Here is a 26,924-nt window from a genome sequence, read left to right as displayed (position 1 = left end):
TGTCCTCGGGGCAATTTCTCCGCCTCGTGTTCTCCGGGGGTTCCCGGTGAGGGCGTGCTTCCAATAAACCCTGCCGGGCAACGTGGGTCACGCCACTCGAATACGTGGCTTGACGCAGAGAACCGATCTTGGTAAAAGCTGTCGCCGCGCCGGAGTGAGGCCTTCCGAGCCGATACATCGGCCCTTGTCAAGTAACGAATTGCCGGGACTACGGCCTGATCCATCCACCTGCGCACGGTGGCAATCGACCGTCCTGCACAAGAGCAGGACCGAAACGCCATCCGGATCGGAGGCCTCTATGCCTCGTCGTGCAGGGGGATTCGTGACCCGTCGTCCCCGACTCGTCCTCCTCGCCGCGCTCGCGTTCCTCGTGCTGTCCGTTGTGTTCGGCGCGGAAGCGACAGGCCGGCTGAAGACGCAGGGATACGACGATCCCCGCTCCGAGTCCAGCCGTGCCGCGGCCGTGGCGGCCGAGCACTCGGGAGCGTCCGCCAACCTGGTCGTCGTCGCCCAGGCCCGCAGCGGTTCCGTCGACGACCCGGCCGTCCGCAGCGCGGGCGAGGACCTGACCAGACGCCTCGCCGCCCAGCCGCATGTCAGCGCCGTGACCTCGTACTGGACCGACGGCGCGGCGGAGCTGCGCAGCCGGGACGGCCGGGCGGCCATGCTGGTCGCGCACGTGGACGGCGAGGGCGAACAGCTCGGAGCGCGGGCCGAGCGGCTGAGCGAGGAGCTGACCACGCCGACCGCGGCCCAGTCGCCCCTGACAGTCCATGTGGGAGGGACGGCGCTCGTCGACGCCGAGCTCCAGGACCTCTCGGAGTCCGACCTGAAGCGGGCCGAGGCCGTCGTCCTGCCCGGCACACTGATCCTGCTGGTCCTGGTGTTCGGGAGCGTGGTGGCCGCGGCTCTGCCCCTGCTGATCGGGGTGCTGGCCGTCGCCGGGACGCTGCTGGTCCTGAACGTTCTCGGCAGCGTCACCGATGTGTCCGTGTTCGCGCTGAACCTCACCACGGCACTCGGCCTGGGGCTGGGCATCGACTACGGCCTGCTGGTCGTCTCGCGGTTCCGTGAGGAACTCGCCGGCGGACACATCCCGCGCGACGCCGCCCTGCGCACCGTACGCACCGCGGGCCACACGATCGCCTTCAGCGCCGCGACCGTCTCCGCCGCGCTGGCGACGCTGCTGGTGTTCCCGCCGTACTTCCTGCGCTCCTTCGCCTACGCGGGCATCGCCGTGGTGGCGATCGCGGCGGTGAGCGCCGTGACCGTACTGCCGGCTCTGCTCGCGCTGCTCGGACAGCGCGTGAACGCGTGGTCGGTGCCCTGGCGCCGTCGAGTCCACACCGGCTCACGGTCACGCTTCTGGGAGGGGCTGGCGCGGGTCGTCGTACGCCGCCCGCTGATCGCGGCGCTGCCGGTGATCGGCCTGCTCGTGGTGCTCGCCGGACCGTTCACGCAGGCCGGTTTCGCCACCCCCGACGACCGTGCACTGCCGGTGAGCGCGGCCGCCCGCCAGACCGGAGACCTGGTGCGCGGCGAGTTCGACGCCAAGGGCTCCGGCGCGCTCACGGTCGTCACCACGGGTACGGCATCCCCGTCGGCGCAGCAGGACTACGCCCGCCGGCTGTCCGCGCTCCCGGACGTCGCCCAGGTCGTGGGCCCCGACGGCACCTTCCGGCACGGCGAGCGGGCGGCGGTCCCCGCCTCTGCCGGGTCCGTGGCCAGGCCCGCCGGCGACGGCCCGGTCCGGCTCTCCGTGGTGCCCCTGGTCGACCCCCAGTCCCGGGCCGCTCAGCAGCTCGTGCACGAGATCCGCGCGACCCCCGCTCCGGCGGGTACCGACGTCCTCGTCGGCGGACCGAGCGCGGTACTGGTCGACGCCAAGGACACGGTGAAGGACCGGATTCCGCTCGCTCTCTCCCTGATCACCCTCACCACGTTCCTGCTGCTGTTCGGCTTCACCCGCAGCCTTCTCCTGCCACTGAAGGCGATCGCGCTCAACGCGCTGAGCCTCGCGGCGGTCCTCGGAGCGATGGTGTGGATCTTCCAACTGGGCCATCTGCACGACCTGCTCGGCTTCACGCCCGGACCCCTCAGTACGACCATGCCGGTCCTGCTGTTCTGCATCGTCTTCGGGCTCTCGGTGGACTACGAGGTGTTCGTCCTCGCGCGCATCAAGGAGGCGCACGACGCCGGGCAGGACAACGCCCGCTCGATCGTCACGGGCATCGCCCGCACGGGCGGCATCGTCACGACCGCCGGCGCCCTGCTCGCGTTCACCCTCCTCAGCTTCGGCACCTCGCAGGTCTCCCTCCTGCAGTTCTTCGGGATCGGCGCGGGTCTCGGCGTTCTGCTCGACGCCACGCTCGTGCGGGGCGTCCTCGTACCGGCCCTCATGCGCCTGGCGGGCGGCCTGAACTGGTGGGCGCCGCGGCCGCTCGGACGCAGGACGCCGCGCCGGCCCGCCCACCCTCCGCCCGCACCACCACCTTCCATACCCCCGCCCCCACGCGGCCCTGACCACCAGCCCGCACGTCCCGTCCCCGTCGCCCCCGTCCCCACCGCCCCGGTCGCCGTCTGCCCAGGGCCCGTCGACTTCGACAAGGAAGACCCGTCATGACCGACATCGCCATCGTCGGACTCGGCTGCCGCTTTCCCGGCGCCCCCGACATCCGCTCGTACTGGAAGCTCCTGATGAGCGGTGAACGGCAGTTCGCCGCCGTGCCGGGGGAGCGGTGGAACCACGAGACCTTCCACGCACCCGGAAACCGGTCGGCCCACAACGCCGCGTACACCGACCAGGTCGCCTTCCTGGACGACGTGGACCGCTTCGACGCCCTGCACTACGGGATACCGCCCGCTCGCGCCCGTGCCATGGACCCGCAGCACCGGCTGATGCTCGACATCACCCGCGAGGCACTCGACGACGCGGGGCTGGGCCGCGGCGACTTCGACCGGGAGAACACCGGGGTCTTCTTCGGACTGTCGGTGTCCGACTACAAGGACCTCATGACGGCCCCCGTCCGGGCCCTCGCCCTGGCCGACGAGGCGCGGCGGGCCCCGGACCACCCCGGCGGACTCGACGCCGTCAGGGAAGAAGCAGGGCGGCTCGGCGCCATCCAGACCTTCACCCTGCCCGGGAGCCTGCTCAACATGGCGGCCGGCACCGTCAGTCGGCAGTTCGGCCTCGGCGGCCCCAGCTTCGCCGTCGACGCCGCCTGCTCCGGCTCACTCGTCGCCCTCGACCAGGCGATCGCCCATCTGCGCCAGGGCACCTGCCGGATCGCCATCGTCGGCGGCGTGTACCTCAACCTCACCCCGGACAGCCTGATCGGCTTCTCCAAGCTCCGCGCGCTGTCGGCCACCGGGGTGTGCCGCCCCTTCGACGAGCGGGCCGACGGCTTCGTCCTCGGCGAGGGTGCGGGTGCCGTCGTCATACGGCCGCTGCCCGACGCGCTCGCCGACGGTGACCGCGTCTACGCCGTGATCAAGGGCATCGGCTCGGCCAACGACGGCGCGTCCCCCGGACCCCTGGTCCCCACCCCCGAAGGCCAACTGCGCGCCATGCGCCGGGCTTACGCCGACGCCGGAGTTCCGCCCTCCGCCGTGGGTTTCCTCGAGGCCCACGGGACCGGCACCGCCGCCGGCGACCGCGCCGAGGTCGAGGCGCTGCGCCGACTGCGCACCGACTACCCCGACGAGGACCCCGCTCTGTGCTACCTCGCCTCCGGCAAGGCGCTCATCGGGCACTCCCTGTCCGCGGCGGGCATCGCGGCACTGATCAAGACGGCCCTGGTCGTCCACCACCGCACGATCGTGCCGCAGCCGGAGACCACACCCCGCCCGGACCTGGACATCTCCGCGGCGGGCCTGCGCTTCGCCCACACCGCCCGGCCATGGCCGAGCGCGGGCACCCCGCGGCGTGCCGCCGTCAGCTCGTTCGGTTTCGGCGGCACGAACGTCCATGTCGTGCTGGAGGAGCGGCCCGCCCCAGCCGCCGGGCGCGGCTCTGAACGTACCGAACCTCACCTCGTCCTGCTCTCGGCCGGCAACCCCGAGCTGCTGGACCGGCACATCGGCGACGTACTCGACACGGTGGACCGCGCGCCCGGCATGCCGATCGCGGCACTGGCCCACACTCTCGGCGCGCGTGAGCCGCTGACGGCCCGGCTCGCGATCGTGGCCGCCGGCACGGACGAGTTCACCCAGCGGCTGCGCCGGGCCCGCCGGCAGCTCGCCGACGGCGCCCGGGGCGACCTCGGCGACGGGGCGTACGCCGCCGACGCCCCTCTGCCGGACGCCCAGCGCCGCATCGCCTTCCTCTTCCCCGGTCAGGGCAGTCAGCGACCGGGCATGCTGCGGGACCTCCACGACAGGTTCACCGGCTACCGGGCGGCCGTCGACGCCCTCGGTGCCGTGGCCCACCGGGACAGCGGCGTCGACCCCGCCGACCTGCTGTACGGCAAGGCCGCGAGCGCACTTGGCGACGATGAGGCGCTCCGGCAGCGGCTCGCCGCCACCGAGGTGTGCCAGCCACTGCTCGGCACCGTCCAGATCGCCGTCACCCGCCTCCTCGCCGACTGCGGCATCACCCCCGACCTCACCCTCGGCCACAGCGTCGGAGAGTTCGCCGCGGCCGCCGCTGCCGGAGCCCTCACCGACGAGGACACCATCCGGCTGCTGGCCCACCGGGGCGCGGCCCTCCGGCGGGCCGAGACCGGCCCGCGGGGCGGCATGATGGCCGTGCAGAGCGACAAGGAGACCTGCCGCCGGCTCCTCGACGGCATCGACGACGTCTGGCCGGCCTGCTTCAACGGGCCGCGGCAGGTCGTGGTCAGCGGCACGCCGCAGGGCCTGGCCGCCATGCGGCACGCCTGCGCCGAGGCGGGGATCGTCACCGTGGCGCTCGAGGTGTCGAACGCCTTCCACTCGCCGCGGCTCGCCTCCGCCGAGAAGACCATGCGCGCGGACCTCGCCGACCGCCCCATCGGCAGCCCCGTCCTGCCCTTCGTCTCGTCCGTGAACGCGCAGGTCTGCACCCACCCCGACCTGCTGCGCGAGCTGTGGGCCCGGCACGCCTCCGCGCCGGTCCACTTCGACGACGCGGTCCGCACGGCCTACGACGCGGGCGCCCGCGTCTTCCTCCAGGTGACCGGGGGCGGCTCGCTCCTCACCTCGGTCCGCCGCAGTCTCACCGGCCACGACGACGTACACCTCGTCTCCGCCGACGGGTCGGCGCCCGACAGCGGACGTGGCTTCGTCCGGGCCCTCGCCCGGCTCGCCGTCCTGGGCGCCCCGGTCGACCCGCGGGCCCTGGTTCCCAAGGAAGACCGCCGTCTGCTGGACCTTCCGGTGGCCAGGCTCGACACCCGGTCCTACTGGGTCTCGGCCCGGCGCCCCACGACCGAGAACACCTCCACCGCCTCCCTCCCGCCGCAGCCCGCAGCACACGAGGAGACCCCCGTGAACGACCCGCTGAACGAAATGCTCCGGCTGGTGCGGCAGCAGACGACGCTGCTCGCCCGCCTCACCGAGGCGCTCCCCGCGCAGCACCCCGCTGCCCCCGCCGACTCCGCCTCGCGGGCACCAGCCGACGAGGAGCCTTCACCGACCGGAGACATCGACGAGGTCACCGGCACCGTGCTCGCCCACGTGGCCCGGATCAGCGCGTTCCCGGTGAGCCATCTGCGCGACGACCAGCTGCTGATCGACGACCTCGGCTTCGACTCGTTGATGCTGACCGACCTGTTCACCTCCCTCAAACGGCAGTGGCCACGGTGGACGTTCGACGAAACGGCCGCCGACCGGCCGACCATCGGGAGCATCGCCGCGATGATCGCGCGTGACTCCGCGGACGCCGTACCGGCAGCCGTCGCCGGACGCCGCGCCGCCGACGACGATGCCGAACCGTCGCCGCCGACCCGCCTGCACGCGGCCCCCACGCCCGCCGACCCGCGCCCGGCCCCACCCGCACCGGCCGCCTCGCCACCGGAAGAGCAGACGCGGATCGAGTGCTTCCCGGAAGTCACCGCCCACAGCGAGCGCATCGGCACGCTCGCGCGGATGGGGCTGCGCAATCCGTACTTCGTCGTCCACGACCGCGGCATGGCGGACACGACCGTCGTCGACGGCCGGGAACTGCTCTCCTTCTCCAGCTACAACTACCTGGGCATGGCGACGCACCCCGAGGTGACCCGGGCCGCCCAGGAGGCGATCGACCGCTACGGCACATCGGTGTCCGCCAGCCGGCTGCTGTCCGGCAGCCGGGGGCTCCACGTGGAGCTCGAGGCCGAAGTCGCCGATCTGCTCGGCTGCGAGGCCGCGATCACTCTGGCCAACGGCCATGCCACCAACGTCACCGTGATCGGGCACCTGGTGGGACCGGGGGACCTCGTCGTCCACGACTCCCTCGCCCACGACAGCATCCTGCAGGGGTGCAAGCTCTCCGGCGCGACCCGGCGGCCCTTCCCGCACAACGACGCGGCCGCTCTCGACGCCCTGCTCACCCAGGTCCGCCACCAGTACCGGCGCGTGCTCGTCGTCATCGAGGGCGTGTACAGCATGGACGGCGACATCGCCGATCTGCCCGCCCTCGTCGAGGTCAAGCGCCGGCACGGCGCGCTGCTGATGATCGACGAGGCGCACAGCATCGGCGCGATCGGCGCGACGGGACGCGGCATCGGCGAGTACTTCGGCATCGACTCCTCGGCCGTCGACCTGTGGTCGGGCACGCTGTCCAAGGCACTGGCGAGCTGCGGTGGCTATGTCGCCGCGACCCGCTCGGTCGTCGAGTACCTCCGGTACACCGTTCCGGGCTTCGTCTACAGCGCCGGCATGACCCCGGCCGACACCGCCGCGTCCCTGACCGCCGTGCGGCTGCTGCGTGCGGAGCCGCAGCGCGTGGCGCGGCTCTCCGCCAACTCCGCGCTTTTCGCCGGCCTCGCGCGGCAGGCCGGCGTCGACACCGGGGACAGCCACGACACACCGATCGTCCCGTGCATCGTCGGGGACTCGTCGCGGACACTGCGCCTCGCGGAGGCCCTCTTCCAGCAGGGCATCAGCGTCAACCCCATCCTCTATCCGGCCGTACCCGAGGAACTGGCCCGGTTGCGCTTCTTCATCACCCGCGACCACTCGCCCGACCAGATCCGTCGCACGGTGACCGCGCTCGCGCACGAGTTGCGGCACCCGGACCTGGCCTCCGCCGCCTGACCCCGCCGCCATGCACACAACCTTCGAGGCGATCGCGCCGGGCCAGGTCCACCGATGGGGCGGAGCCGGAGTCATCGTGGTCCGGCGCGCCGACCTCCACCAGGCACCGAAACCGCCGCTGTCCCCGGCCGAGCAGCACGTGCTCCACGCGCTGCCGGCCTGGCGGCGGGCCGAGTGGACGGCCGGCCGGCTGCTCGCCAAGCGCCTGGTCGGCGAGGCCGGCGCCGCGCCGGCGAGCGACGTGGAGATCCTCCCGCGTGCCGACGGCAGCCCGCACGTCGTGGTCGGCGGCAGCGCGGTGCCCGCCGTGCACGTCTCCATCAGCCACACCGCCCGCCACATCGCCGCGGCCCTCGCACCGGAACCGGTCGGCGTGGACCTGTGCGAGATCAACGCGGCCGCCGCGGTACGCCGGGCCGCGGACCACATCCTCTCGCCCGGGGAACGCCGCCTTGTCGACACGGAATACGGTGCCGACCGGCCCGAGGCCATGGCCGCCGCCTGGGCCCTGAAGGAAGCCGCGGTCAAGGCCGACAGAAGCGGCCTCTTCGGCTCCGCGCCGCGCCGCATCCTGATCCACGGCCTTCGGCCGACCGTCCTCGGCGGACGGCGCCGCGCGATGGTGCGGCAGGCGGGAGACGCGGTCCTCGCCCTGGTCCTCGCGCCCCCGCGGGCGGACGGCCGCACTCTCGGGACGCCCTCGTGACAGCACTGCGTTGGTGCTCCCGGGCCCGCCGGATCATGCTGGTAGTGGAGTCCTTTGCCGTGCCGGTTCCCAGGGACAGCGGCGAAGGAACTAGAGAGGGCGAGATGAGCGGCGATGGAACGACTTCCCATCTCTCCTGGAGAGCGGCCGGAGGAGACGACCACCTCCCGTGAGCCGGCGGACACCGCCACGGCCACCATCAACGAGCAGGGCATCGTGACCGGGTGGAGCGAGGGTGCCCGCCGACTGCTCGGCTATGTGAGCTCCGAGGTCATCGGGCTGCCCGCCGCCCGTCTGCTCGCCGGTGCCGTCACCGACACGGCATGGTCGGCCCCGCCCGGACAGGAGCGGTGGAGCGGCACCGTGCCGCTGCGGCACCGGGACGGCCACCGGCTGGACGTGGGACTGCTCGCGCACCACTGGACGTCCACCGGCGGCGCCGGAAAGTGGCTCGTGGTGTCACCCGTGCCAGGCGGGCCGCGTACGCCCTGGGACGAGCCGATGAGGGAATGGGTGTTCACCCAGTCCCCCTGCTTCCTGGCGGTCTTCGACGCGGACCTGCGACTGGTGCGGGCGAACGCCGGCATGGAGCGCGCGCTGTCCCTCCCGGAGGCCGCGATGCGCGGGCTGCGGCTGCCGGACATCGCGCCGGATCCCGTGAGCGACGAGACGGAACGGAGGATGCGCCTGGCGCTGGAGACCGGCGAGCCGCAGCATGTGGCGGCCTTCGTCCGTCCCACGGGTACGAGCACGGAGCAGGAGTGGGCGACCTCGCTGGCCCCCTTGCGGGACCAGGACGGCCGGGTGCGCGGCGTGTGCCTGGCCGCGCACGACAGGACCGGACTCGAGCGGACCCAGCGGCAGACGTCCCTGCTGAACGATGCCGACGCCCGCATCGGCACCACCCCGGACAGCGCCCGCACCGCGCAGGAACTTTCCGAGGTCGCCGTCCCGCGGCTCGCCGACTTCGTGGCCGTCGACCTGCTCGTCCCCGCGCCACGCGGTGACGAGCCGCCTCCCGGGGCGCCGGGGCCGGTCACCGTGCGCCGTACCGCCGTGCGGTCGGTCCTGGAGGGTAGCCCGGAGTTCCCGGTCGGGGCCGGAGGGACGACCGTCCATCCGCCGCTGTCCCCTCCCGCCGAGTGTCTGATGGCCGGCCGTGGCGCTGTGTACGGGCCGAACGACCCGGCCGTCGCCCGATGGGTGGACCAGGACCCCGAGGCCGCCTGGATCCGCCAGTACGGGACCCACTCGATGATGGTGGTGCCGCTGCGTGCCGGCGGTGTCGCGCTCGGTATGGCCATCTTCGGCCGTCACCAGCGCCGGGAGCCCTTCGAGCCGGAAGACCTGTGGCTGGCCGAGGAACTCACGACCCGGGCGGCCGTCAGCATTCACAACGCGCGCCGCCACAGCCGGGAGCGCACCAACACCATGACCCTGCAGCGCAGCCTGCTCCCGCAGACGCTCCCCGCTCAGACGGCCCTCGAGATCGCCTCCCGCTACCTGCCCGCCAGCACCGAGTCCGGCGTGGGCGGCGACTGGTTCGACGTGATCCCGCTGTCGGGAGCGCGGGTGGCCCTGGTGGTGGGTGACGTCGTCGGCCACGGTATGCGGGCCGCCGCCACCATGGGCCGGCTGCGCACCGCCGTACGCACCCTGGCCGACGTCGACCTGCCGCCCGACGAGCTGCTCACCCACCTCGACGACCTCATCATCCATCTGTCCGCCGACGAGGCCGGCATGGAAGACGCGGGGGAGGCCGCCGGGGGCATCGGCACCACCTGCCTGTACGTGGTCTACGACCCGGTCTCCCGCAGCTGCACGCTCGCCCGGGCCGGCCATCCGCCGCCCGCCGTGGTCTCGCCCGAGGGCTCCGTGTACCTCCTCGACGCCCCGGTCGGCCCGCCGCTGGGCCTGGGGGGTCTGCCCTTCGAGACCCTCGAGACCGAACTTCCGGAGGGCAGCATCCTCGCCCTGTACACGGACGGTCTGCTGCAGGCCCGCGACCACGACATCGACGAGGCCCTGGACGAGATGTTCGCGGCTCTCTCCCGCCCCTTCTCCACGCTGGACACCGTCTGCGACCGGGTCCTGACAGGTCTGCTGACCCACCGTCCCGAAGACGACGTCGCCTTGCTCGTCGCCCGCACCAGGGTCCTCCACGCCGACCGGGTCGCCGTCTGGGACCTGCCGTCCGACCCTTCCGTCGTCTCCGAGGCCCGTCGGCGCAGCACCGACCAGCTGGCGGCCTGGGGACTCGAGGACGCCGGCTTCGTCACCGAGCTGATGGTCAGCGAACTGGTCACCAACGCCATCCGCTACGGCCGGCCGCCCATCCAGCTGCGGCTGATCCACGAGGACAGCACCCTGATCTGCGAAGTCTCCGACTCGAGCAGTACCGCCCCGCACATGCGGCGGGCCCGGACCTTCGACGAGGGAGGGCGCGGGCTGCTGCTGGTCGCCCAGCTCGCCCAGCGCTGGGGCACCCGGCACGCCCCCGTCGGCAAGACCATCTGGGCCGAGCAGTCCCTCGTCGCGTACTGAGGACGGGGCCTCTGTGACACGCCTGTGACAGTCCGCGGACGCCGTCATGAAGTCCCGAGGGCAGGCTTTTGAACAAGAGGACAAATTGCGACATTCCGGCATATGTCTCCCACGCTTCCGAGGCCGTGAGCAGGGACGACAGAGCCGGGCCCTCGGAGAGATTTCCATGAGCCTCACCCTGACCACTCCGCACGTCACCCCGCACGTCGAAGCCCCCGCACCCGAGCTGGCCCCGCGCGAACGGGAGACCCTGCGGCACATCGCCGCCGGACGCACCTACCTGCAGACGGCCCGCCACATGGGGCTCTCCAAGCACACGGTCGACGCCTACCTCCGCCGCATCCGGGCGAAGCTGAACATCAACAGCACGGCGGAACTGACCCGGCTGGCCATCTCCCTGGGCCTGTGACGCCCGGCCACCATGTCCGGTGACATCTGGCACCCCCCCGCGACACCGGAGCCGAAGCGGCCTACGGACCACCGTGCGGGCCGCGGAAAACCGGCCGGGCCCAGGCCGGAGGCTCCGGTGGCGGCCCGAGGCTCCGCACGATGGCGGAAGGCCGGGGAGCCGCCCGAGAGGGTGCGCGCTCGCCGGCGCCGCTCCGGGTGGCGACGCGGAGGGCGGACACGAATTCCAGGCAGGAGCCGTAGCGGTCCTCGGGGATCTTCGCCAGGGCCTTCGCCATGACCTCGTCGGCGGCGGGCGCGATCTCCGGGCGCCGCTCGGTCAGCGGAGGCGGCTGGTCGTACTGGTGCGCCCACAGCAGCGCGATGTCCTCGTCGCGCTGGAAGAGCGGCCCCCCGGTGAGGCATTCGTAGACCACACACGCGAGGCTGTAGAGATCGCACCTGCCGTCCACCGGCCGACCTGAGATCTGTTCCGGCGCCATGTAGTCGACCGTGCCGACGAACTCGCCGGCGGTGGTGAACCCGGTGAGCGACTGCGCCTTCTTCGTCAGTCCGAAGTCCGTGAGATAGACGTGTTCGGGGTGGTCGCTGTCGGTACCCGCGGCCACCAGGATGTTGCCGGGCTTGACATCCCGGTGCACCAGATCGTGCTCGTGGGCCGCGTCGAGTGCGGATGCCACCTGGGCGGCGATGCGCAGGGCGGTCGCGACGGGGAGCGCACCCTCGCGGTCCAGCATGGCCCGCAGATCCTGACCGGAGACGTATCGCATGGCGATGTAGAGGACGCCGTTGGTCTCACCGGCTTCGTAGATCGGCACGATGTGCGGGTGGTCGATCGCCGCGGCCACCCGTGACTCGTGCGTGAAGCGGCGCCGGAAGGTGTCGTCGCGGGCGCGCTCCGGGGCGATCAGCTTGAGCGCCACCGTACGGTCCAGGCGCAGGTCCCTCGCACGGTAGACGACGGCCATGCCACCGCGGCCGATCACACGCTCGATCCGGTAACTCGCGATCTGCGTCCCGATCAGGCCGGAGGGCCGACCCGTGTACACGCTCATGTCATTCGGTGCCATCCCGATCAGGCACCCCCTCACCGGGCCGACCCGGCGACGAATCGAACACCGGGCGGTGCCCGTGGGCGGAAGGTGCCGACCCTATGCGCCAGGCTGCTCTTCCTACCCGCGATTCTATCCACTCTCTCCACCGCGAGCCCTCCCTTCACGCGTCGCGGAGGCACTGCTCGTAGCCCTGAGCGGCGATCCGGTCGCGCACCGCGGCCGGACTCGTCAGGGCCGGGTCGCAGGGGCGCGGCGGGGGAGTGGGTGAAGCGCAGTCGGCCCACCCCACCACCGGTGTACGCACCACCGCACCGAGGAACCTGCTCGACAGATTCCTCGGCCGCGCCTGCTCGTGCCTTGGCCTCAGGAGGTCGCGAACTCAGTGCCGTTCGGGCAGATCGCGCTCGGCGGGCAGCGACACGGTGGCACGCGCGGACGGCGTGGCGGCGCGGGCGGACGGCGCGGCCGTCGGCTTCTTCCCGCAGAACGCCGCCTCCAGCGTCCCGCCGAGCACCGTGTTGACCTCGCCGCGGTTGGAGGTGTTCGCCAGCGCCGAGAGGCTGCGGCTTCCGTCGCGGGTCGAGAAGGCGTACGTGTAGTAACCCTGCACCGTGCCGGTGTGGCCGTACACCTGCGTACCGCAGGACAGGTCGTAACGCCGCAGACCGAGCCCGTAGAACCGGGTGTTGGTCGTATCCGTCGGCGTCACCGTCGTCATGGCCTCCAGCATGGCCGGGGACAGCAGCCGGCCGCGCATGAGCGCGCTGGTGAAGGTGTTGAGGTCGGCGGGGCTGGAGATGAACGCCCCGGCGGACTGGGCCCAGGACACGGTCTGCTGGGTGGAGTCCACGAGCGGCGCGCCCGCCTCGTCGGGGTGCAGGTAGCCCCGTACGTGCATGCCCCTGATACGCGTGTCCGGGTGCACGTACGAGGTGTGGCGCAGCCCCAGCGGCTTGATGATGCGCTGCTGGTACGCCTCGGCGACCGGACGCCCCGTCAGCTTCTCGATGAGCATGCCGACCACCACGAAGTTGGTGTTCGAGTACTTGTACGCGGCGCCGGGCTCGGTGGTCCGGGGCTCGGCGAGGGACAGGTCGACGAGCTCCTGGTAGCTGAACACCCGGTTGCGCACGGCTTCGAAGCCGGGCACCGTCTGGTTGAACATGGCGTTCGTGTAGTCGGCCAAGCCGCTGCGGTGCGTGAGCAGATGACGGACCGTGATGCGGTTGTCGGGCAGCAGCCCGGGCAGGTACTGATTGACCGAACGGTCCAGCTCCAGCTTGCCCTCGTCCACCAGCTGCAGCAGCACGACAGACGAGAACGTCTTGCTGACACTGCCGATCCTGAACCGCGCGTGGATGTCCATGGGCGCCCCCGAGACTCTGTCGCGGACACCGACGGCACGGCTCTGGACCCCGTCGGGCCCGGAGTAGCGCGCCATGGCGCCCGGCGCGCCCTTGGCCATCGCCGCGTTCAGCGCGGTGACGACTCCCTCCATGTCGGGAGCGGGAGCGGCCGACGCGTTGGCGGTGCCTGCGGTGGCGTGGATGTCACGGGGCGCGACGGGAGCGGCCGACGCACTCGCGACCGGCGCGAGTCCCCCGGTGAGCGCTGCGATGACGGTGACGCTCACAGCCAGACGTCGGTGCTGGAACAGGGACACGATGATTCCTCGATCTCTTCTTCGACTGGTTCGGCACAGCGCACGGCGGTGGTCAGCCGCGGGCACTCATGGAGTGTGAGTGCCGAACATCACGATCGGTTCCAGGCACGCGGGGCGAGTTGGGAAACCGCCGCTACGACCGAGACCGCATGAGGGACAGCCTGGCTCGGGAGGGCCGCGAGGCGGGCGAACTCCCACGGGTCGTGTGCGCTGAAGACGGTGACCTCTTCCGTCCGGTCGCGGCGCAGGCCGCGCAGTCGGTCGCGGGTGGCGACGCGAGCCGTGACGTCGGTCTGTGCGCCCTGCTGGACCGGCTCGAGGGCGGGGTGGGAGAGAGACGGGGCTTGCTCGATCTCGCCGTGGTACATGTACGCGTCGCCCGCGTGCACCAGCCACTTTCCGGCGCCGTCGCGCACGGCCACGCCCGCGTGTCCCGCCGAGTGGCCGGGCAGCGGCACCAGCAGCAGCTCGTACGCCATCCCCTGCGGCCGTGCCACGCCCGGGAAGCCGAACCACTCCGTACGCCCGTCCACGAGGGCGGGCGTCAGCAGCGGGCCGTGCGCCCGGTGCGCCGGCATGAAGCGGTCGAGGCTGTGCCGGTGGTGCGGTGCCGTGGGGTCGGTGACGGCCCGGTACTCGTCGGGGTGCACATGCACGCGTGCGTGCGGGAAGTCCGGAAGACCTCCCGTGTGGTCGCGATGCAGGTGGGTGAGGACGATGTGCCGCACGTCCCGCGGCGCGTATCCGAGGCGTACGACCTGCCGCAGCGCGCTCTCCCCGGGGTCCAGCGCGGGCTGGGCGTAGGCCACCCAGTCCGCGCCCAGCGACCGGTCGGGGTGCTGTAAGTCGGCGGTGCCGAGGCCGGTGTCCACCAGGACCAGCCCGTCCGAGTCCGTCTCGATGAGCAGGCAATGGCAGACGACGGCCAGTTCACGGCTCGCGGCGCCTGCCGAACGTTCCGTGAGTCCTTCGCCGAGCGGTGGAATCCTGCGAAGAGAACCGCAGTTGAGGTGATGGATGCGCACAAGGCCCCCTGGCGGGAAACGGGCGGGCTGTTCGCGACGGACGTTAGGAGGGGCCTTCGTGACTCACCAAACGGTTGGCCACGCACCGGTGGACGACCGGGACGGACCGCTGGCGGACTGTCCGGACAGCGCTCTCGTCCCGCCGCGCGACGAACCGCGCTGCCCCGTCGACATCACCCTCGCCACGCTGAGCGGCCGGTGGACACCGCTGGTACTGCGCGAGTTCCTGCGCCGAGGTCAGGCCACATACTCCGAACTGTCCGCCGCCCTGCCCGCCCTCTCCGACAAGGTCCTCTCCGACCGGCTGGCCCAGTTGACCAGCACGGGCGTCATCGAACGCCACCGCACCCCCGGTTGGCCTCCCCGCGTCCGCTACGTCCTGACCAGCCAGGGCCGGGCGCTGGAACCGGTGGTGCGCAGCATGTGGGAGTGGGGTACGGCGCGACGGGACGCGCTCGGCCGGTCCCCAGATCCGTCGAGCTTGTGAGCGGGTGAACATCGCCTAGCCTGCTCCGTATGCCCGACAACACCACGCACGCGAAACGCGACGACAGGCCCGAAGAGTCCCGGCGCGTGCGCCTGAGCCGGACGTTCGACGAAGACGCGGAGCTGTACGACCGAGCCAGGCCCGGATATCCGCCGGAGCTGTACGACGACCTCGTGGAGCTCGCGGGTGCCTGCCCCGGCAGCCGCTTGCTGGAGGTGGGCTGCGGGACCGGCCAGGCGACGGTGCCTCTGGCCGGGCGGGGCTGCCGGATCACGGCCGTCGAGGCGGGACCGCGCATGGCCGCGGTCGCCCGCCGTAACCTGGCCGGGACCACGGCGGTGGAGGTGGTGACGGCGGAGTTCGAGAGCTGGCCACTACCGGAGGAGCCGTTCGACGCGGTTCTCTCGGCCTCGGCGTTCCACTGGATCGACCCGGCGGTGCGGATGGCCAAGGCCGCCGATGCGCTGCGTCCGGGCGGAGCGCTCGCTGTGGTGCGCAGCCAGCATGTGAGGGGCGGCACCGAGGAGTTCTTCATCGAGGTCCAGCGCTGCTACGAGCGCTTCGACCCGGAGACGCCGCCCGGGCTGCGGCCTCCCGCGGCCGCCGACGTCCACGGCTCGGACCATGAGGAGGAGGTGACGCGAAGCGGTCGGTTCGGCCCCACGGTCTTCCGTCGCCACGAGCAGGATCTCACCTACACCACGTCGGAGTATCTGGAGCTGTTGCGGACCTACTCCGGCCACCGAGCTCTCCCGGACGCCGCCAGGAACGGACTGCTGGGGTCCATCGCGGGCCTGATCGACGGGCGGTACGGCGGCCGGGTGACCAAGCGCTGTCTCATCGAGTTGGCAGTGTCACACCGGCGGTGACGCCGTCCGACGGACCGTGCCGCCGCCCGCTTACAGGGGAGTTGGGCCGGCGGGCGAGACATGGAGGGACCACACGTCACCTGTCTGGTGCTCGTCCGGGTCGTCCGGATCGTGGCCGCCGGAGTCGTACGGGTCGGGGTCGGCGATGACGTAGACGCGGACACCGGATCCGGTCACCGAGTAGCGGTGCACATGGCCGGATGGGTCCTGGGGCCGGACGGTGCGGCCCGTCGACAGGATGGCGGCTCGCAGCTCCTCGTACCTCACCCGCGGCTGGAAGATTCCGTACTCGCGCGCGAGACGCGCGGGCACCGTGTCGGGGGACTGGTCGTGGATGAGGCGGTGCGTCTGCACGGCGAACCCCGTGCAGGACAGGGCACCGTCCACCGTGGGCGAGAACGTGACCTCCACGAGACCGTAGTCCCGCCGCAGCAGCCCGCCGGAGGGAACATCGAGGTGGTCGGGGCCGAGAGCGGCCTCCCAGTGGCCTGGAGAGGAGCCGATTCCCGCCCCGAGAACATCGCGGTGGGCGGCGACGTGGGCGTAGAAGTCCAGATCGGACACGTGTCACTCCGCCCTCGTCGTGGACCGGGGTGCCTGCGGGGCCTCCGACAGGTTCCACGCGACCGCGCCGATGTCGGGCTCCGCGGAGGCGATCTCGTACGTCACCGCGCCACGTGGCCGCTTGACGGACACCAGCTCGTTGCCCGTGTTGCAGGGCAGTCGGCGCGTGGCTGTCGTGCCGTCGACCGTGAGTCGGAGCGTGATCGCCGTGCCGCGCCCGGAGCAGGCGACCGACAGGAAGTAGTCGGTCCCGGAATCGAGTGCGGAGACGCTGCGGCGGATTCGTCCGGGGAGGTCGGCCGTGCCCTCGTCCGCGTGGGCGTCCGGCTCGCGGTCCAGGTTCACGTCCGTGTACAGGCCGTTCAGAGCAGCCTGTCGGTACAGGTTCAGGGGCGAGGTGCTCTTCAGCAGGCGCTGGACGTCGCGCGCGGTTCTCGGGTTGTACGTCTCACCGATGGCGAACTCGGCCACCGCGTCCTCGGGCAGGTCCCGGACGGCCCTGCGGTACGCGTTCGGGCTGACGGGGCGGCCCTCGAACTCCCCGCGGCCGAAGGTCGCGGCGTCGTAGGGCAGGGCCGCGTCGTCACCGATCAGTTCGACTCCGCTCTCCAGGCCGGTGACGGCGACGAGGTAGGTGTGGCCCGGCTCCAGGCGGGGCGCCCCCTCGCGCGCGGCCTCCTCCCGGCCGCCCCAGGAGGTGGTGTACCAGCCCTTCGCCCGCAGGGTGATCTCTTCGGGCAGCCGTGGCGCTCCCGGCCTCGACCAGATGACCTGGGTGACGGTCGCGATGACCGTTCGGGGGATGTAGTCGCCGTCCCTCGGACCGGGGTCGGCCGCGGCTTCGCGGGTGACGCGGATGACGGCGGCGTGGTCACCGTGGGCGACCCACTCCTGCGCGGCGGCCGAACCGCGCAGCGGGTCGTGTCCGTCACGGGGCAACAGCCGCCGGCCATCGTCCCCCGCGATGGCCACCGCGCATCCGACGGCCGTCACCAGGGCCAGTGCCGCGGCGACGCCGATCGCCACACGCCTCCTCGATGCCACAGCACTCCCTCCGATGCCCGGGTTCCCCTGCGCCCTCAACAAGGGACGGCTCGGACGGCTGTTCGGTTGCGTGGGCGGGTTCGGCCCGACCGGATGGAGAAATTTCTGTTGACGCGCCCCTGACAAGCAGGTCTTTTCCGTGGCACGCTGCCTCACGCACGTCTATCCGCACCGCTCTTCGTACCCCCACCCTGCCCGGACGCGGACGTCAGGGCACGGCAGAAGGAGACATGCGTGAGACGCCATCGCACTGCCGCGGGCACTCTGCTGGCTGTCGCAGCCCTGTTCACCGGCGGCCTCGTCGAGGCCGGCGCGGCCAACGCCGACACCAAGGCGACCGAGACCAACACGGCCAACACCGCATCGACCCAGGCCACTTCGGAACACGCCATACCGGCCCGTACCCCCTCCGTCGCCGAACAGCACACGTCCCGCACCTTCTGGACCGCCGAGCGCATGCGCGGCGCCACCCCGCTCGATCTGCTGGTGACCCCGCAGGCCGCCAAGCGGCTCGCGGCCCCCAAAGCCACCGGCGCACGGACGACGACCGTCGAGCCCACGGCCGCCCCTGCCGCCTTCCCGCAGGCCGGTGGCCCATGGACCTCCGGCGGCGCGGTCGTGAAGACGTCGGGCCGGGTGTTCTTCACGTTCCAGGGCCGCACCGCTTCCTGCTCCGGCAACGCCGTGACCAGCCAGAACGCCAGTACCGTCATCACCGCCGGACACTGCGTCAAGTACCAGGGCAGCTGGCACACCAACTGGGTCTTCGTGCCTGCCTACGACAACGGCAACGCGCCCTACGGCCAGTGGACCGCGACCAAGACGCTCACCACCCCGCAGTGGGAGGCGAGCGAGGACATCAACCACGACGTCGGCGCCGCGGTCGTCGCGCCCCTGAACGGCCGGACGCTCACCTCGGTCGTCGGCGCGCAGGGCATCCAGTTCAACGGCGGCTACAACAAGCCGATGTACGCCTTCGGGTTCCCGGCCGCCTCCCCGTACGACGGGACGAAGCTGATCTACTGCAGCGGCAACAGCTCGAAGGACTTCCTCTTCTCGCAGGACCACAGCCTCGCCTGCAACATGACGGGCGGCTCCAGCGGCGGCCCGTGGTTCACCGGCTTCAACGAGGCGACCGGCGCGGGCCTGCAGGTCTCGGTGAACAGCTTCGGCTACACGTTCCTGCCGAACCGCATGTTCGGCCCGTACTTCGGCAACGACGCGAAGGCCCTGTACGACAAGGCCCAGACCTCCTAGCCGACAGCGGGGCGAGGTGGGGCGCCTGACCCGGCCGGCATCCGCCAGGCGCCCCGTGCCAAGCGTGGGATCAGCCGTAGGCCAGCAGAGCCGAGGCGGGAATCTGCAGCGGATGCGGTCCCTCGTTGTTGACGACCACGTAGGTCGAAGGAGGAATGTCCGTCAGGAGCTCGCTCATCATCGCTTCGGACAACCGCGCCCCCTCATCGAAGTTCAGCACCTCGGTCGAGGCGTACGCACGCGAGCTGTAGACGAAGACGGCCTGACGCCCGTCGTACATCTGCGCGATGCTGAGGTTCCGGCGGTCGCCGCCTGCCGTGATGTACCAGACGCGGCTTCTGCGGAGGGCGGCCGCGAGCAGCCCGAGGACGGGCTCACCGTCGGCGTACCGGGCGCACAGCCGGGCGATGTCGTCCTCCGCGGCGCCGGGCGGGGGAGCGGTCGGAGGTGGCGGCGGGGGAGGAGGAGCGGTCGGAGGTGGCGGCGGGGGAGGGGGCGCCGTGCGGGGCGGCCCCTCGCCCGCCGCGTCTTCCGGGCCTCCCCGGACGGCCCGGTCGAAGCGATAACCGACCGGGGAGGCGGGGTTGATGTGGATCACCGCGTCCACCGGGAGCGACGCCAGCAGGTCCTCGCCGGACACCAGGGCGGTCGCGATCCCCTCGGGAACGTGGCCGGGCGCGGTGAAGACCTGTGTCTCCCGGGCTGCCGTCTCGGCAGGGATCCCTTCGGCCACCGCGACCGTGGCCGACCTGAGCGCACGTTCCAAGGCCGCTGCGGAACCGTAGCCGGTCACGGCCAGCTGGACGGCCTCGTCCACGGCATCCGTGGGCGCCGGAAAGCCCAGCGCGACGGGCGAGGGACGGTAGCGTTCGTTGGCCTCGAAGCCGGTGATCTCGCCGTCGACGTCGACATGGAACGCGCCGTGGATCCCGTGGCCGGGCACCTCGCCCTGTGGATCGAAGGCGGGGTCGATGGCGTACAGATACCCACCGGGCATCCGCCGGGCCGCGGCCCTCAACTCCTCGGTCACCGGCGGGATCTCGGCCCTGACCTCCGCCGCTGTGCGCACGGTGGGACGGGGTGGCGGGTCCTCCCGGGGATTCAGGTATCGGGCGCGCACCGCCTGGGCCCGTGCGTCGTCTCCCGTCCGGCGCAGGGCCAGCGAGAGGTTGTGTGCCGTGGCCCTGATGTCGTCGGCCGCACCGTCGAGACGGGTCCCGTGCGCCTCCTTGAGGACCAGCGCCTCCTCGAGAAGGTTCACCGCCCGCGCAGGGTCGCCCAACTCGTCGTACACGGCACCGAGATTGGTCAGCGCGCCCGCCAGTTCACGCGTCACGGCGGGCCCGCCGCGCATTCCGCGCAGCGTGCCGACGGCCTCCTCCAAGTGGTCACGCGCCGTCTCGGTAGAGCCCGTCTCGGCCAGTAAGGCCCCCAGCAGGTTGAGCGCGGCCGCGAGGCCCACGGTGGCGTCGAGGTCGTCCGCGGCCAGTGAGCGCTGAAGTGCCACGGCCTCCTCGGCACGGGCGATCGCCTGGCTCGTCCGCCCGAGATCACGCAGGACCGCCGCGTACGCGCGCAGCACCTGCACCAGTCCGTGGCGGATGCCTGGCCTGTCGCCGGCCGCGAGGTGCCGCCGGTAGGCGGCGAGAGCGCCGGCGAGATGAGGCTCCGCCTGTCGTGGACGCTGTGCCGCCCGCAGCTTCATGCCGTAGTCGGCCTGCGCACCGGTCAGCTCCAGTTCGTGGTGACCGGGCTTCCGCTCCGCCGCCTCGCCGTACAGCGCCAGCGCTTCCGCGGAGCAACCGGCGGCGGCGTGCGCCTCCCCGACGGCGTACAGCCGCTGTGCCTGCCTGCTGAGGATCGCCGCTCGCTCCGCGGCGCCCAGGGGATCGGGTGAGGACAGCGACGCCCAGGCACCGTCCACGGCGGCGGAACTGATCTCGAGCGCAGCGTCGTCCATGCCGGCCGCCGCCAGTTCGACGCTCGCCTGTGACAGTCGCTGCGCGATACGTCCGTTGACCGCGGCGTCACCGCTCTCCCGCATCCGGCGCGCCAGCGTCACCGCCTCGCTCGCCGCGCGAGAGGCGCCCCGGAGGTCATCGGTCCGCCGCAGCGCACGGGCGTACCGGACGAGTTTCATCAGCCGGTCGCTCGCCTGCCAGGGGCCGGTGCCCTGCCATGGTTCCGGCGCGGCATGGACGAGACGTTCGCAGACCGCGACGGCGATCCTGGCCCGGCTGTCGCTGCCCGCCGTGGAGCCGAGAAGGAGGTCGAGCGCCTCGATCTCCCCCACGCCCAGCCGGGACGCGGGAGCAGCGGTGCCGCGCCCGGTGACCGCTGCGCGGATCTGCCGCTCGAACCGGTCCGCGGCCGTCTCCAGTGCGGTGGGCACATAGCCCCGCGGGTGCTCGAGGATCAGCGTGCTCACGGCCCCGCCGATGCGCTGGGAGACCGTCGTCGAGGCGGCCGGGTCCTCGTCCGCCGTCGCCAGGGCTCTGATCAGGACGCGGGCGCAGTCCCTGCCTTCGAACCAGTCGTCCGTCGCACACAGGGTCCGCAACAGCCGCTCGGCGTCGGTGTCCGAGCGGCCGGCGGCCGCCAGCGCGTGCAGCACCGCGTCGGCCAGGCGGTCCGGCCCGGGCGCCCGCCACAGCGACCGGTCACCGCTCGGGTAGAGGGCCTGCAACTGCCTCGCCTGCCTGGCGAGTTCGTCGTCCGTCGCGGTCGTCTCGATACGCCGCAGCGTCCGCAGCGCGGCCGGCTCGTCCGGCGGGGCGTACAGGCAGACCAGCGCGAGGAGCAGGCGCGCGCGGTCATGGCCGACGGGCACCCCGGCGGAGCCGAACACCCCGGCCACGTAACGCTGTTCGTGCTCGATCAGCCCGGTGATCGGGTGATCCCGGTGTTCCAGCGACGCGGCCCGGCCTTCCACGGCGTCGAGGACGCGCAGGAGCGCGGCGGCGTACAGATCCAGGGTGGTGCGTACGACGGTGGGGCGGCCGTCGCCGGCCGAGCGCGCCGATCCGGGGGAGAGGCGCATGCCCGCCTGCTCCGCGGCCCGGATGAACCCCGAGGTCGCGTCCCGCCACGTCTCGTCCAGCTCGGCGGTGCCCATCCCCTCCGTGACGGGCGCCAGCCGCGTGACACGCCGCTCGATCCAGTGATGGCGGTGGCTGCCGACGGAGAGTTCCTCCCACCATTCCCCGGTGTCCCGGGCGAGCAGGAGCAGCTTCACCGGGGGGACGTCCTGCTCGGCGGGGAGTTCGGTCACCGTACGGATCAGCTCCTCGATCCGCGACCGGTGGACTTCGGCGGAGTCGACCACGAGCAGTGCCCGTCCGGACAGGCGGGGAAGAGCCGCGACGGCGGCGAGTTGACGGTCCCAGCGCCGGGCCGACCGGGCGAGTGACCCGGCCATCGCTTCCGGGCCGGCGCCATGGGCAGCCGGGAGTCGCTCCAGGTCCAGGACACCGGCGGTCCATCCCAGCTCACGCAGCCGCGCACAGACTTGCCGGGCCAGGGTGGTCTTGCCCTGACCGGAGGCGGCGCAGACGAGTCGCAACGCGGTTCCACGGCCGTCGCGTGCCCATGCGACCAGATCGGCTTCCTCGGGCCGGCGCACGAGGGGATGCAGTCCCGCCTCGGGGGTCAGCCAGGTCCATGGCCGTGAGGTCGGCGCGGCCGGCTCCGGCCCGAACAGCAGCCGCTCGGCCTCGGTGCGGGAGGCGGGAGCGACGGGTTCGGCATGTCCGCCGTCGGCGTAGTAGATGACGATGTTCCCGTCACCGGTCACCACGACCGAGTCGATGATGCGCTCGGCCGCCACCCAGCGGTCGCCTCGGTCGCCCGAGGGAGAGACGCCGGACGTCACCTGCTGATCCGGTTGTTGTCCCCGGTGACCACGATGCCGCCGGTCATGTGCCCGACACCCACGGAACGCTCACCCTGAGCCGTGACGCGTACGCCCGACTGGGCCAACAGCGCCCCGAGTTCGGCGGCCAGCTCGGAGTCCGCTTCCAGGATCCGGCGCAACCGGCCGCGCAGACCAGCCTGGAGGTCGGGGTCCTGAGGATCCTCCGCGACGGCGCGGACCGCGGACTCCAGCTCCTGCCGATGCCGGCTCCGCCGCGCGAACCGCTGAAGGATCTCCCTCCCGAGCGACACCGTGGCGTCCGCCGCCTGATCCCTGGCCCGAGTGAGCACCGCGGTCCCGTAGGCACCGATCGCGGTCACGGCGTAGGGAGTGATCTCTGCTGCGGTCGGACTGGCATCCATAGGGCGACCCCCGCTCCACTCGGCCGGCGTCGCCCGGAGCGGCGCGCGCCGGTGCTCACAGGCCAACGGTAACGGTGACGACGATGAGACGGGAGCCGCCGGATCCACAAGCGAAGAGGCCCGCCTCGACTTGATAGGCAAGCGAAAGGTTGCCTATTCTGAGGGTGTGGCCGACGACGTTTTCAAAGCCTTGGCCGACCCCACCCGCCGCACCATCCTCGATGAGCTCGCGGAGAAGTCCGGACAGACCCTGTTCGAGATCTGCGCACGCCTGAGCATGAAGCACCAGCTCGGCATATCCCGCCAGGCGATCTCCCAGCACCTCGCCGTGCTGGAGGCCGCCGGGCTCGTCGAGACCAGGCGGGAGGGCCGCTACAAGTTCCACGACCTGAACACGGCCCCGCTGCGGCGGATAACCGAGCGATGGCTCGCGCCGGAGGCGTCCGGACCGAAGGAGAGCACCCCATGAAGATCCACCTGACCAGCGTCTTCGTCGACGACCAGGCCAAGGCCGAGCACTTCTACACCGAGATCCTCGGCTTCGTGAAGAAGTACGACGTCCCGGTGGGCGAGAAGGACCGCTGGCTGACCGTCGTCTCCCCCGAGGAGCCCGAGGGCACCGAACTCCTCCTCGAGCCCGCCGGCCACCCGGCCGTCAAGACCTACCGCGACGCGCTCATCGCGGACGGTATCCCGCTCGCCCAGTTCGCCGTCGACGACGTGCAGGCGGAGTACGAGCGCCTCCGCGACCTCGGTGTCCGCTTCACCCAGGAACCCCTGGAGATGGGCCCCGTCACCACCGCCGTCTTCGACGACACCTGCGGCAACCTGATCCAGATCGCGACAAAGCCCCGGTAGGCGGCCGCCTGCCGTCGGTATGCCTGCGGCCGCCTGCGGAGCCCCCGGCAACCGGTCAGCTGAAGACCACGGATGATCGGTCCTTCGTCCAGGTCGGCGGTGACGTAGTGAGCAGTGGCGCCGACGAGTTTCACCCCGCGGCGGTGGGCCTGGTGGTAGGGCTTGGCTCCGGCGAAGCTCGCCTTGGTGTCGGGAGTGACCGGGATGTGCTCGAACGGTACGCCCTGGGCCGCGGCCAGCGGCTGAAGGTCGGGATGGTTGGAGACCACCAGGACGATCTCGGCGTCCAGGGCGCCGCTGCGCCACCGGTAGAGCAGGTCGGCCAGGCAGTGGTCGGACTTCGACACCATCACCAGGACGCGCGGCTTGAGAGCGCTGTCCCTGAGCTGCCATTCCATCCCGAACTCCGCGGCCACGGGTGCGAAGGCGTCCCGCAGACGGTCCACGGCGGTCCCCGCGTCGAGGGCGGTGAAGCCGGTGCGCAGGAACACGATGCCGTGGTCGGTGTCGTCGAACTGCTGGTGTTCGGTGATGTCACATCCGTGCCGGAGCAGAAACGACGTCACGGCGTGCAGGATGCCGGGTCGTTCGGGACAGCTGAGGGTGAGGACGAACTCGCGGGTCATGAACGGCTCCACAGCACTCGACGACGTTGAGGGCGAGCGACGCTGATGCTCATCCGGCGCTTCCCCGGTATTCGGTGCAGGCGTCGACGAGCCAGGTGGCCAGGTAGGACGCGAACGAGGAGCGGACCAGCAGCCAGACGCTGGAGGCGGCCTCGCCCCGCACCACCAGCGTGACCGGGGCCTGTGCCAGCAGCGTGTTCAGACACGAGCCGACGGGCGTCACCCGCGGGTCCAGATCGATGGCACAGCCGTGGGCCAGCACCGTGCGGACCAGGCTCCCGGACAGCGCCAGCGTCGTGCGCTGGGCCGAGACGTCGGTGACGGTGGCGAACTCGTCCCCGATGGCCGACCGCAGTCGTGCCGGCAGGTCGTCCCGCCGGCCGTCGGGGGCCACCAGCAGCCATTCGTCCGGGCCCATCCACAGCACCTTGACGTCGCCGGACATCTCGGCGCTCACCGGGCCCGGCAGTGTGCTGCCCAGCACGGCCTCGACGGCCTTCGCCGCAGTGCTGCCGGGCCGCACCCGCAGGGTGAGCTGGGTCAGGAAGGGCAGTTCCCGCACCCGCACCCCGGTGGGCAGCTGCGCCAGGCTGTCCTGCCAAGCGGCCAGCGGGCTGAAGCGAGTGGGCGTCTCAACCGTCACGGCGAGCTCCCTCCTTGTCGAAGAGCACGGGGTCGGTCACGGTCACCGGGACGGTCCGGCCGTCCAGCGGGACGTAGAGGGTTTCGCCGATGCGCTCGGTTCCGGAGCGCACCAGGGCCAGCGCGAACGTCCGCCGCAGGGCGTCGCTGCGGTAGCTGGAGGTGACGTGGCCCAGCATGGGCACCGGCGGTTCCGGGATGCTTCTGGTGGCGATGATCTGGGCGCCCTCGGGCAGCAGGACCCCCTCGTCGGTCGGCAGCAGGCCCACCAGCTGCTTGTGGTCGGCGCGCCGGTTCTCCTCGCGGGAGAAGGACCGCTTGCCGACGAAGTCCGGCTTCTTCTTGGACACGACCCACGACATCCCCAGGTCCTGCGGGGTGACGGTGCCGTCGGTGTCCTGCCCGATGATCGGGTACGCCTTCTCCGCGCGCAGCACGTGCATGGTCTCGGTGCCGTACGGGGTGAGGCCGAACGGGTTGCCGGCCTCGTACAGGGCTCTCCACACGCTGATGCCGTGCCAGGCGGGGACGTTGATCTCGTAGGCGAGTTCACCGGAGAAGCTGATGCGGCACACCCGCGCCGGGATGCCCGCGACGGTGGCGTCGCGCCAGGACATGAACGGGAAAGCGTCGTTGTCGACGTCCAGATCGGGAGCGACCAAGGCCAGCACCTCGCGGGAGCGGGGCCCGACCAGGGGGATGGTCACCCAGTGCTCGGTGACGGAGGTGAGGTGCACGCGCAGGTCGGGCCACTCCGTCTGGAGCCACTCCTCCATTGATCACTACCGGCTCCCTGCGCCACAGCCGGGCCGCCGTCGCCGCCCTTCCTCCCGGTGCGGGCCGTCCCCACGCGCCGTACGGTAGCCGGGTGGGGAACCAATTCGGTTACGGAGAACAGTGTCTGTCCCTGTCCAACGGCGGCACAGAGGTGTTCATCAACGTGCTGATGCTGGCCGTCTCCGATCTTGCGGACGAGGTGTGGGACTACCGCTTCGCGGCCTTTCTGACACTGCAGGACCAGAACGTGATGGGGCGAGGAGCTGTCGGATTCGACCTGCGGGAGATCGACTGGGGCGTAACTCCGCAGGAACGCGCCCGGTCGAAGGACTTCGTGCTGCGGGCCACCGAACTCGCGTTGAGCCGCCACCGTTGGAGCGAGCTGGGTTACAACCCTCCCTTCGCACAGGACTACCTGCGCCAGTTCAAGGCCCTGGTCGAGTCCTTCGTGCCGACGGAGGACCCTCACCTCGCGGGAGGCTTCCCCGCACCGGACGAACGCGCGGTGGCCTCCTGCGCACGGCATCGCATCCTCAGCGCGCTCCCGCACTGGGAGGGGTGCTTCCTGTGCACCGCCCGCGGCACCGGTTCGCCGTACGATTGTCGCTCGCTGTCTTCCTGATGGGTGACCTGAGGCGGACGGACGGCCGATGAGCGTTTCCCTGCGGCGGCGGCAGTCGTTGGGCCAAACATGATCAAGAAGTTCGCCTGTGTCTCCGTCATGGCCGTTGCCCTCCTCGCGCCCGCCCCCGCCGCCCAGGCCGCTGCGCCCCCTGCCCCGTCCACCGGGGCACCCGGCGCGCCCCTCGTCGACGGCCTCCTCGGATCGTTCGAAGTAGGACATCCGGTCACTTCGCTTCGGACGCTCCTTCCCACCGGCGTCGCCGGCAGGTAAAGGCCCTCTCCTGA

The 26,924-nt window shown here is 71.8% G+C and carries 19 protein-coding genes and 2 pseudogenes; 11 read left to right on the top strand and 10 right to left on the bottom strand.

Annotated elements, in window-relative coordinates; translation table 11 throughout:
• The first annotated feature begins 322 nt into the window (after positions 1 to 322).
• From ACZ42A_RS24530 to ACZ42A_RS24510, 5 genes are all read left to right on the top strand, one after another.
• Positions 323 to 2,623 (top strand): MMPL family transporter, encoded by a 2,301-nt coding sequence (locus ACZ42A_RS24530; RefSeq protein ID WP_468529390.1) that lies wholly within the window; start codon positions 323 to 325, stop codon positions 2,621 to 2,623.
• On the top strand, positions 2,620 to 7,215 hold the full coding sequence (locus tag ACZ42A_RS24525) for a type I polyketide synthase (RefSeq protein WP_468529389.1): 4,596 nt from the start codon (positions 2,620 to 2,622) through the stop codon (positions 7,213 to 7,215). Before ACZ42A_RS24530 ends, ACZ42A_RS24525 begins: the two co-directional genes overlap by 4 nt.
• 10 nt (positions 7,216 to 7,225) lie before the next feature.
• Positions 7,226 to 7,921: a 4'-phosphopantetheinyl transferase family protein gene (locus ACZ42A_RS24520; protein ID WP_468529388.1), complete on the top strand. Its 696-nt coding sequence runs from the start codon at positions 7,226 to 7,228 to the stop codon at positions 7,919 to 7,921.
• Positions 7,922 to 8,035: 114 nt separating this feature from the next.
• A complete protein-coding gene (locus ACZ42A_RS24515) occupies positions 8,036 to 10,465 on the top strand; it encodes a SpoIIE family protein phosphatase (protein WP_468529387.1) in 2,430 nt (809 codons plus the stop codon).
• Between the two features lie 166 nt (positions 10,466 to 10,631).
• Complete coding sequence (locus ACZ42A_RS24510) at positions 10,632 to 10,874, top strand: response regulator transcription factor (RefSeq protein ID WP_468529386.1); 243 nt, start codon at positions 10,632 to 10,634, stop codon at positions 10,872 to 10,874.
• Positions 10,875 to 10,935: 61 nt separating this feature from the next.
• Here the strand turns inward: ACZ42A_RS24510 and ACZ42A_RS24505 are convergent, their stop codons facing one another.
• The 3 genes from ACZ42A_RS24505 to ACZ42A_RS24495 form a co-directional block, all read right to left on the bottom strand.
• Entirely contained in the window at positions 10,936 to 11,928 is a 993-nt protein-coding gene (locus ACZ42A_RS24505) for a serine/threonine-protein kinase (RefSeq protein WP_468529385.1), read from the bottom strand.
• A gap of 379 nt (positions 11,929 to 12,307) precedes the next feature.
• Entirely contained in the window at positions 12,308 to 13,591 is a 1,284-nt protein-coding gene (locus tag ACZ42A_RS24500; protein WP_468529384.1) for a serine hydrolase domain-containing protein, read from the bottom strand.
• Between the two features lie 89 nt (positions 13,592 to 13,680).
• Positions 13,681 to 14,616, bottom strand: a complete 936-nt coding sequence (locus ACZ42A_RS24495) for an MBL fold metallo-hydrolase (protein ID WP_468529383.1) — start codon at positions 14,614 to 14,616, stop codon at positions 13,681 to 13,683.
• 58 nt (positions 14,617 to 14,674) lie between these two features.
• On the opposite strand from ACZ42A_RS24495, the gene ACZ42A_RS24490 reads away from it, so the two are divergent.
• Positions 14,675 to 15,103, top strand: a complete 429-nt coding sequence (locus tag ACZ42A_RS24490) for a winged helix-turn-helix transcriptional regulator (RefSeq protein ID WP_468529382.1) — start codon at positions 14,675 to 14,677, stop codon at positions 15,101 to 15,103.
• A 29-nt stretch (positions 15,104 to 15,132) separates the two neighbouring features.
• Entirely contained in the window at positions 15,133 to 15,972 is an 840-nt protein-coding gene (locus ACZ42A_RS24485) for a class I SAM-dependent methyltransferase (protein WP_468529381.1), read from the top strand.
• Between the two features lie 30 nt (positions 15,973 to 16,002).
• Here ACZ42A_RS24485 and ACZ42A_RS24480 read toward each other — a convergent pair whose 3' ends face one another.
• Both ACZ42A_RS24480 and ACZ42A_RS24475 read right to left on the bottom strand, forming a co-directional pair.
• A complete protein-coding gene (locus ACZ42A_RS24480) occupies positions 16,003 to 16,536 on the bottom strand; it encodes a hypothetical protein (protein ID WP_468529380.1) in 534 nt (177 codons plus the stop codon).
• A 3-nt stretch (positions 16,537 to 16,539) separates the two neighbouring features.
• Positions 16,540 to 17,562, bottom strand: coding sequence for a hypothetical protein (locus ACZ42A_RS24475; protein ID WP_468529379.1), 1,023 nt, complete (start codon positions 17,560 to 17,562; stop codon positions 16,540 to 16,542).
• Positions 17,563 to 17,814: 252 nt separating this feature from the next.
• On the opposite strand from ACZ42A_RS24475, the gene ACZ42A_RS24470 reads away from it, so the two are divergent.
• Positions 17,815 to 18,837, top strand: coding sequence for a trypsin-like serine peptidase (locus tag ACZ42A_RS24470; RefSeq protein WP_468529378.1), 1,023 nt, complete (start codon positions 17,815 to 17,817; stop codon positions 18,835 to 18,837).
• 70 nt (positions 18,838 to 18,907) lie between these two features.
• On the opposite strand, the gene ACZ42A_RS24465 is transcribed toward ACZ42A_RS24470, so the two are convergent.
• On the bottom strand, positions 18,908 to 22,708 hold the full coding sequence (locus tag ACZ42A_RS24465) for a type VII secretion system-associated protein (protein ID WP_468529377.1): 3,801 nt from the start codon (positions 22,706 to 22,708) through the stop codon (positions 18,908 to 18,910).
• The gene (locus ACZ42A_RS24460; protein ID WP_468529376.1) at positions 22,705 to 23,112 is read right to left on the bottom strand and encodes a hypothetical protein; all 408 of its coding nucleotides are present in this window, start codon (positions 23,110 to 23,112) and stop codon (positions 22,705 to 22,707) included. The genes ACZ42A_RS24465 and ACZ42A_RS24460 overlap by 4 nt, the downstream gene beginning before the upstream one ends.
• A 166-nt stretch (positions 23,113 to 23,278) precedes the next feature.
• Between ACZ42A_RS24460 and ACZ42A_RS24455 the strand changes: the two genes are divergently transcribed.
• Together ACZ42A_RS24455 and ACZ42A_RS24450 are read left to right on the top strand one after the other, a co-directional pair.
• Positions 23,279 to 23,581 carry an ArsR/SmtB family transcription factor gene (locus ACZ42A_RS24455; RefSeq protein ID WP_468529375.1) on the top strand — a complete coding sequence of 101 codons (303 nt, stop codon included), beginning with the start codon at positions 23,279 to 23,281 and terminating at the stop codon, positions 23,579 to 23,581.
• Complete coding sequence (locus ACZ42A_RS24450; RefSeq protein WP_468529374.1) at positions 23,578 to 23,970, top strand: VOC family protein; 393 nt, start codon at positions 23,578 to 23,580, stop codon at positions 23,968 to 23,970. Before ACZ42A_RS24455 ends, ACZ42A_RS24450 begins: the two co-directional genes overlap by 4 nt.
• A gap of 71 nt (positions 23,971 to 24,041) precedes the next feature.
• On the opposite strand, the pseudogene ACZ42A_RS24445 reads toward ACZ42A_RS24450, so the two are convergent.
• The 3 genes and pseudogenes from ACZ42A_RS24445 to ACZ42A_RS24435 form a co-directional block, all read right to left on the bottom strand.
• A pseudogene (locus tag ACZ42A_RS24445) lies at positions 24,042 to 24,596 on the bottom strand (formyltetrahydrofolate deformylase); the annotation flags it as partial.
• Positions 24,597 to 24,645: 49 nt separating this feature from the next.
• Positions 24,646 to 25,239: a sarcosine oxidase subunit gamma gene (locus ACZ42A_RS24440; protein ID WP_468529373.1), complete on the bottom strand. Its 594-nt coding sequence runs from the start codon at positions 25,237 to 25,239 to the stop codon at positions 24,646 to 24,648.
• A pseudogene (locus ACZ42A_RS24435) lies at positions 25,229 to 26,014 on the bottom strand (aminomethyl transferase family protein); the annotation flags it as partial. The gene ACZ42A_RS24440 and the pseudogene ACZ42A_RS24435, both read right to left, overlap by 11 nt.
• Positions 26,015 to 26,106: 92 nt before the next feature.
• Between ACZ42A_RS24435 and ACZ42A_RS24430 the strand changes: the two are divergent.
• Complete coding sequence (locus tag ACZ42A_RS24430) at positions 26,107 to 26,637, top strand: hypothetical protein (RefSeq protein ID WP_468529372.1); 531 nt, start codon at positions 26,107 to 26,109, stop codon at positions 26,635 to 26,637.
• The last annotated feature ends 287 nt before the right edge of the window (positions 26,638 to 26,924 follow it).

The sequence above is a fragment of the Streptomyces sp. NPDC030838 genome (assembly GCF_055572035.1).
Note: the sequence above shows the minus strand (reverse complement) of the source record. Positions and strands in the feature narration are given on the sequence as shown.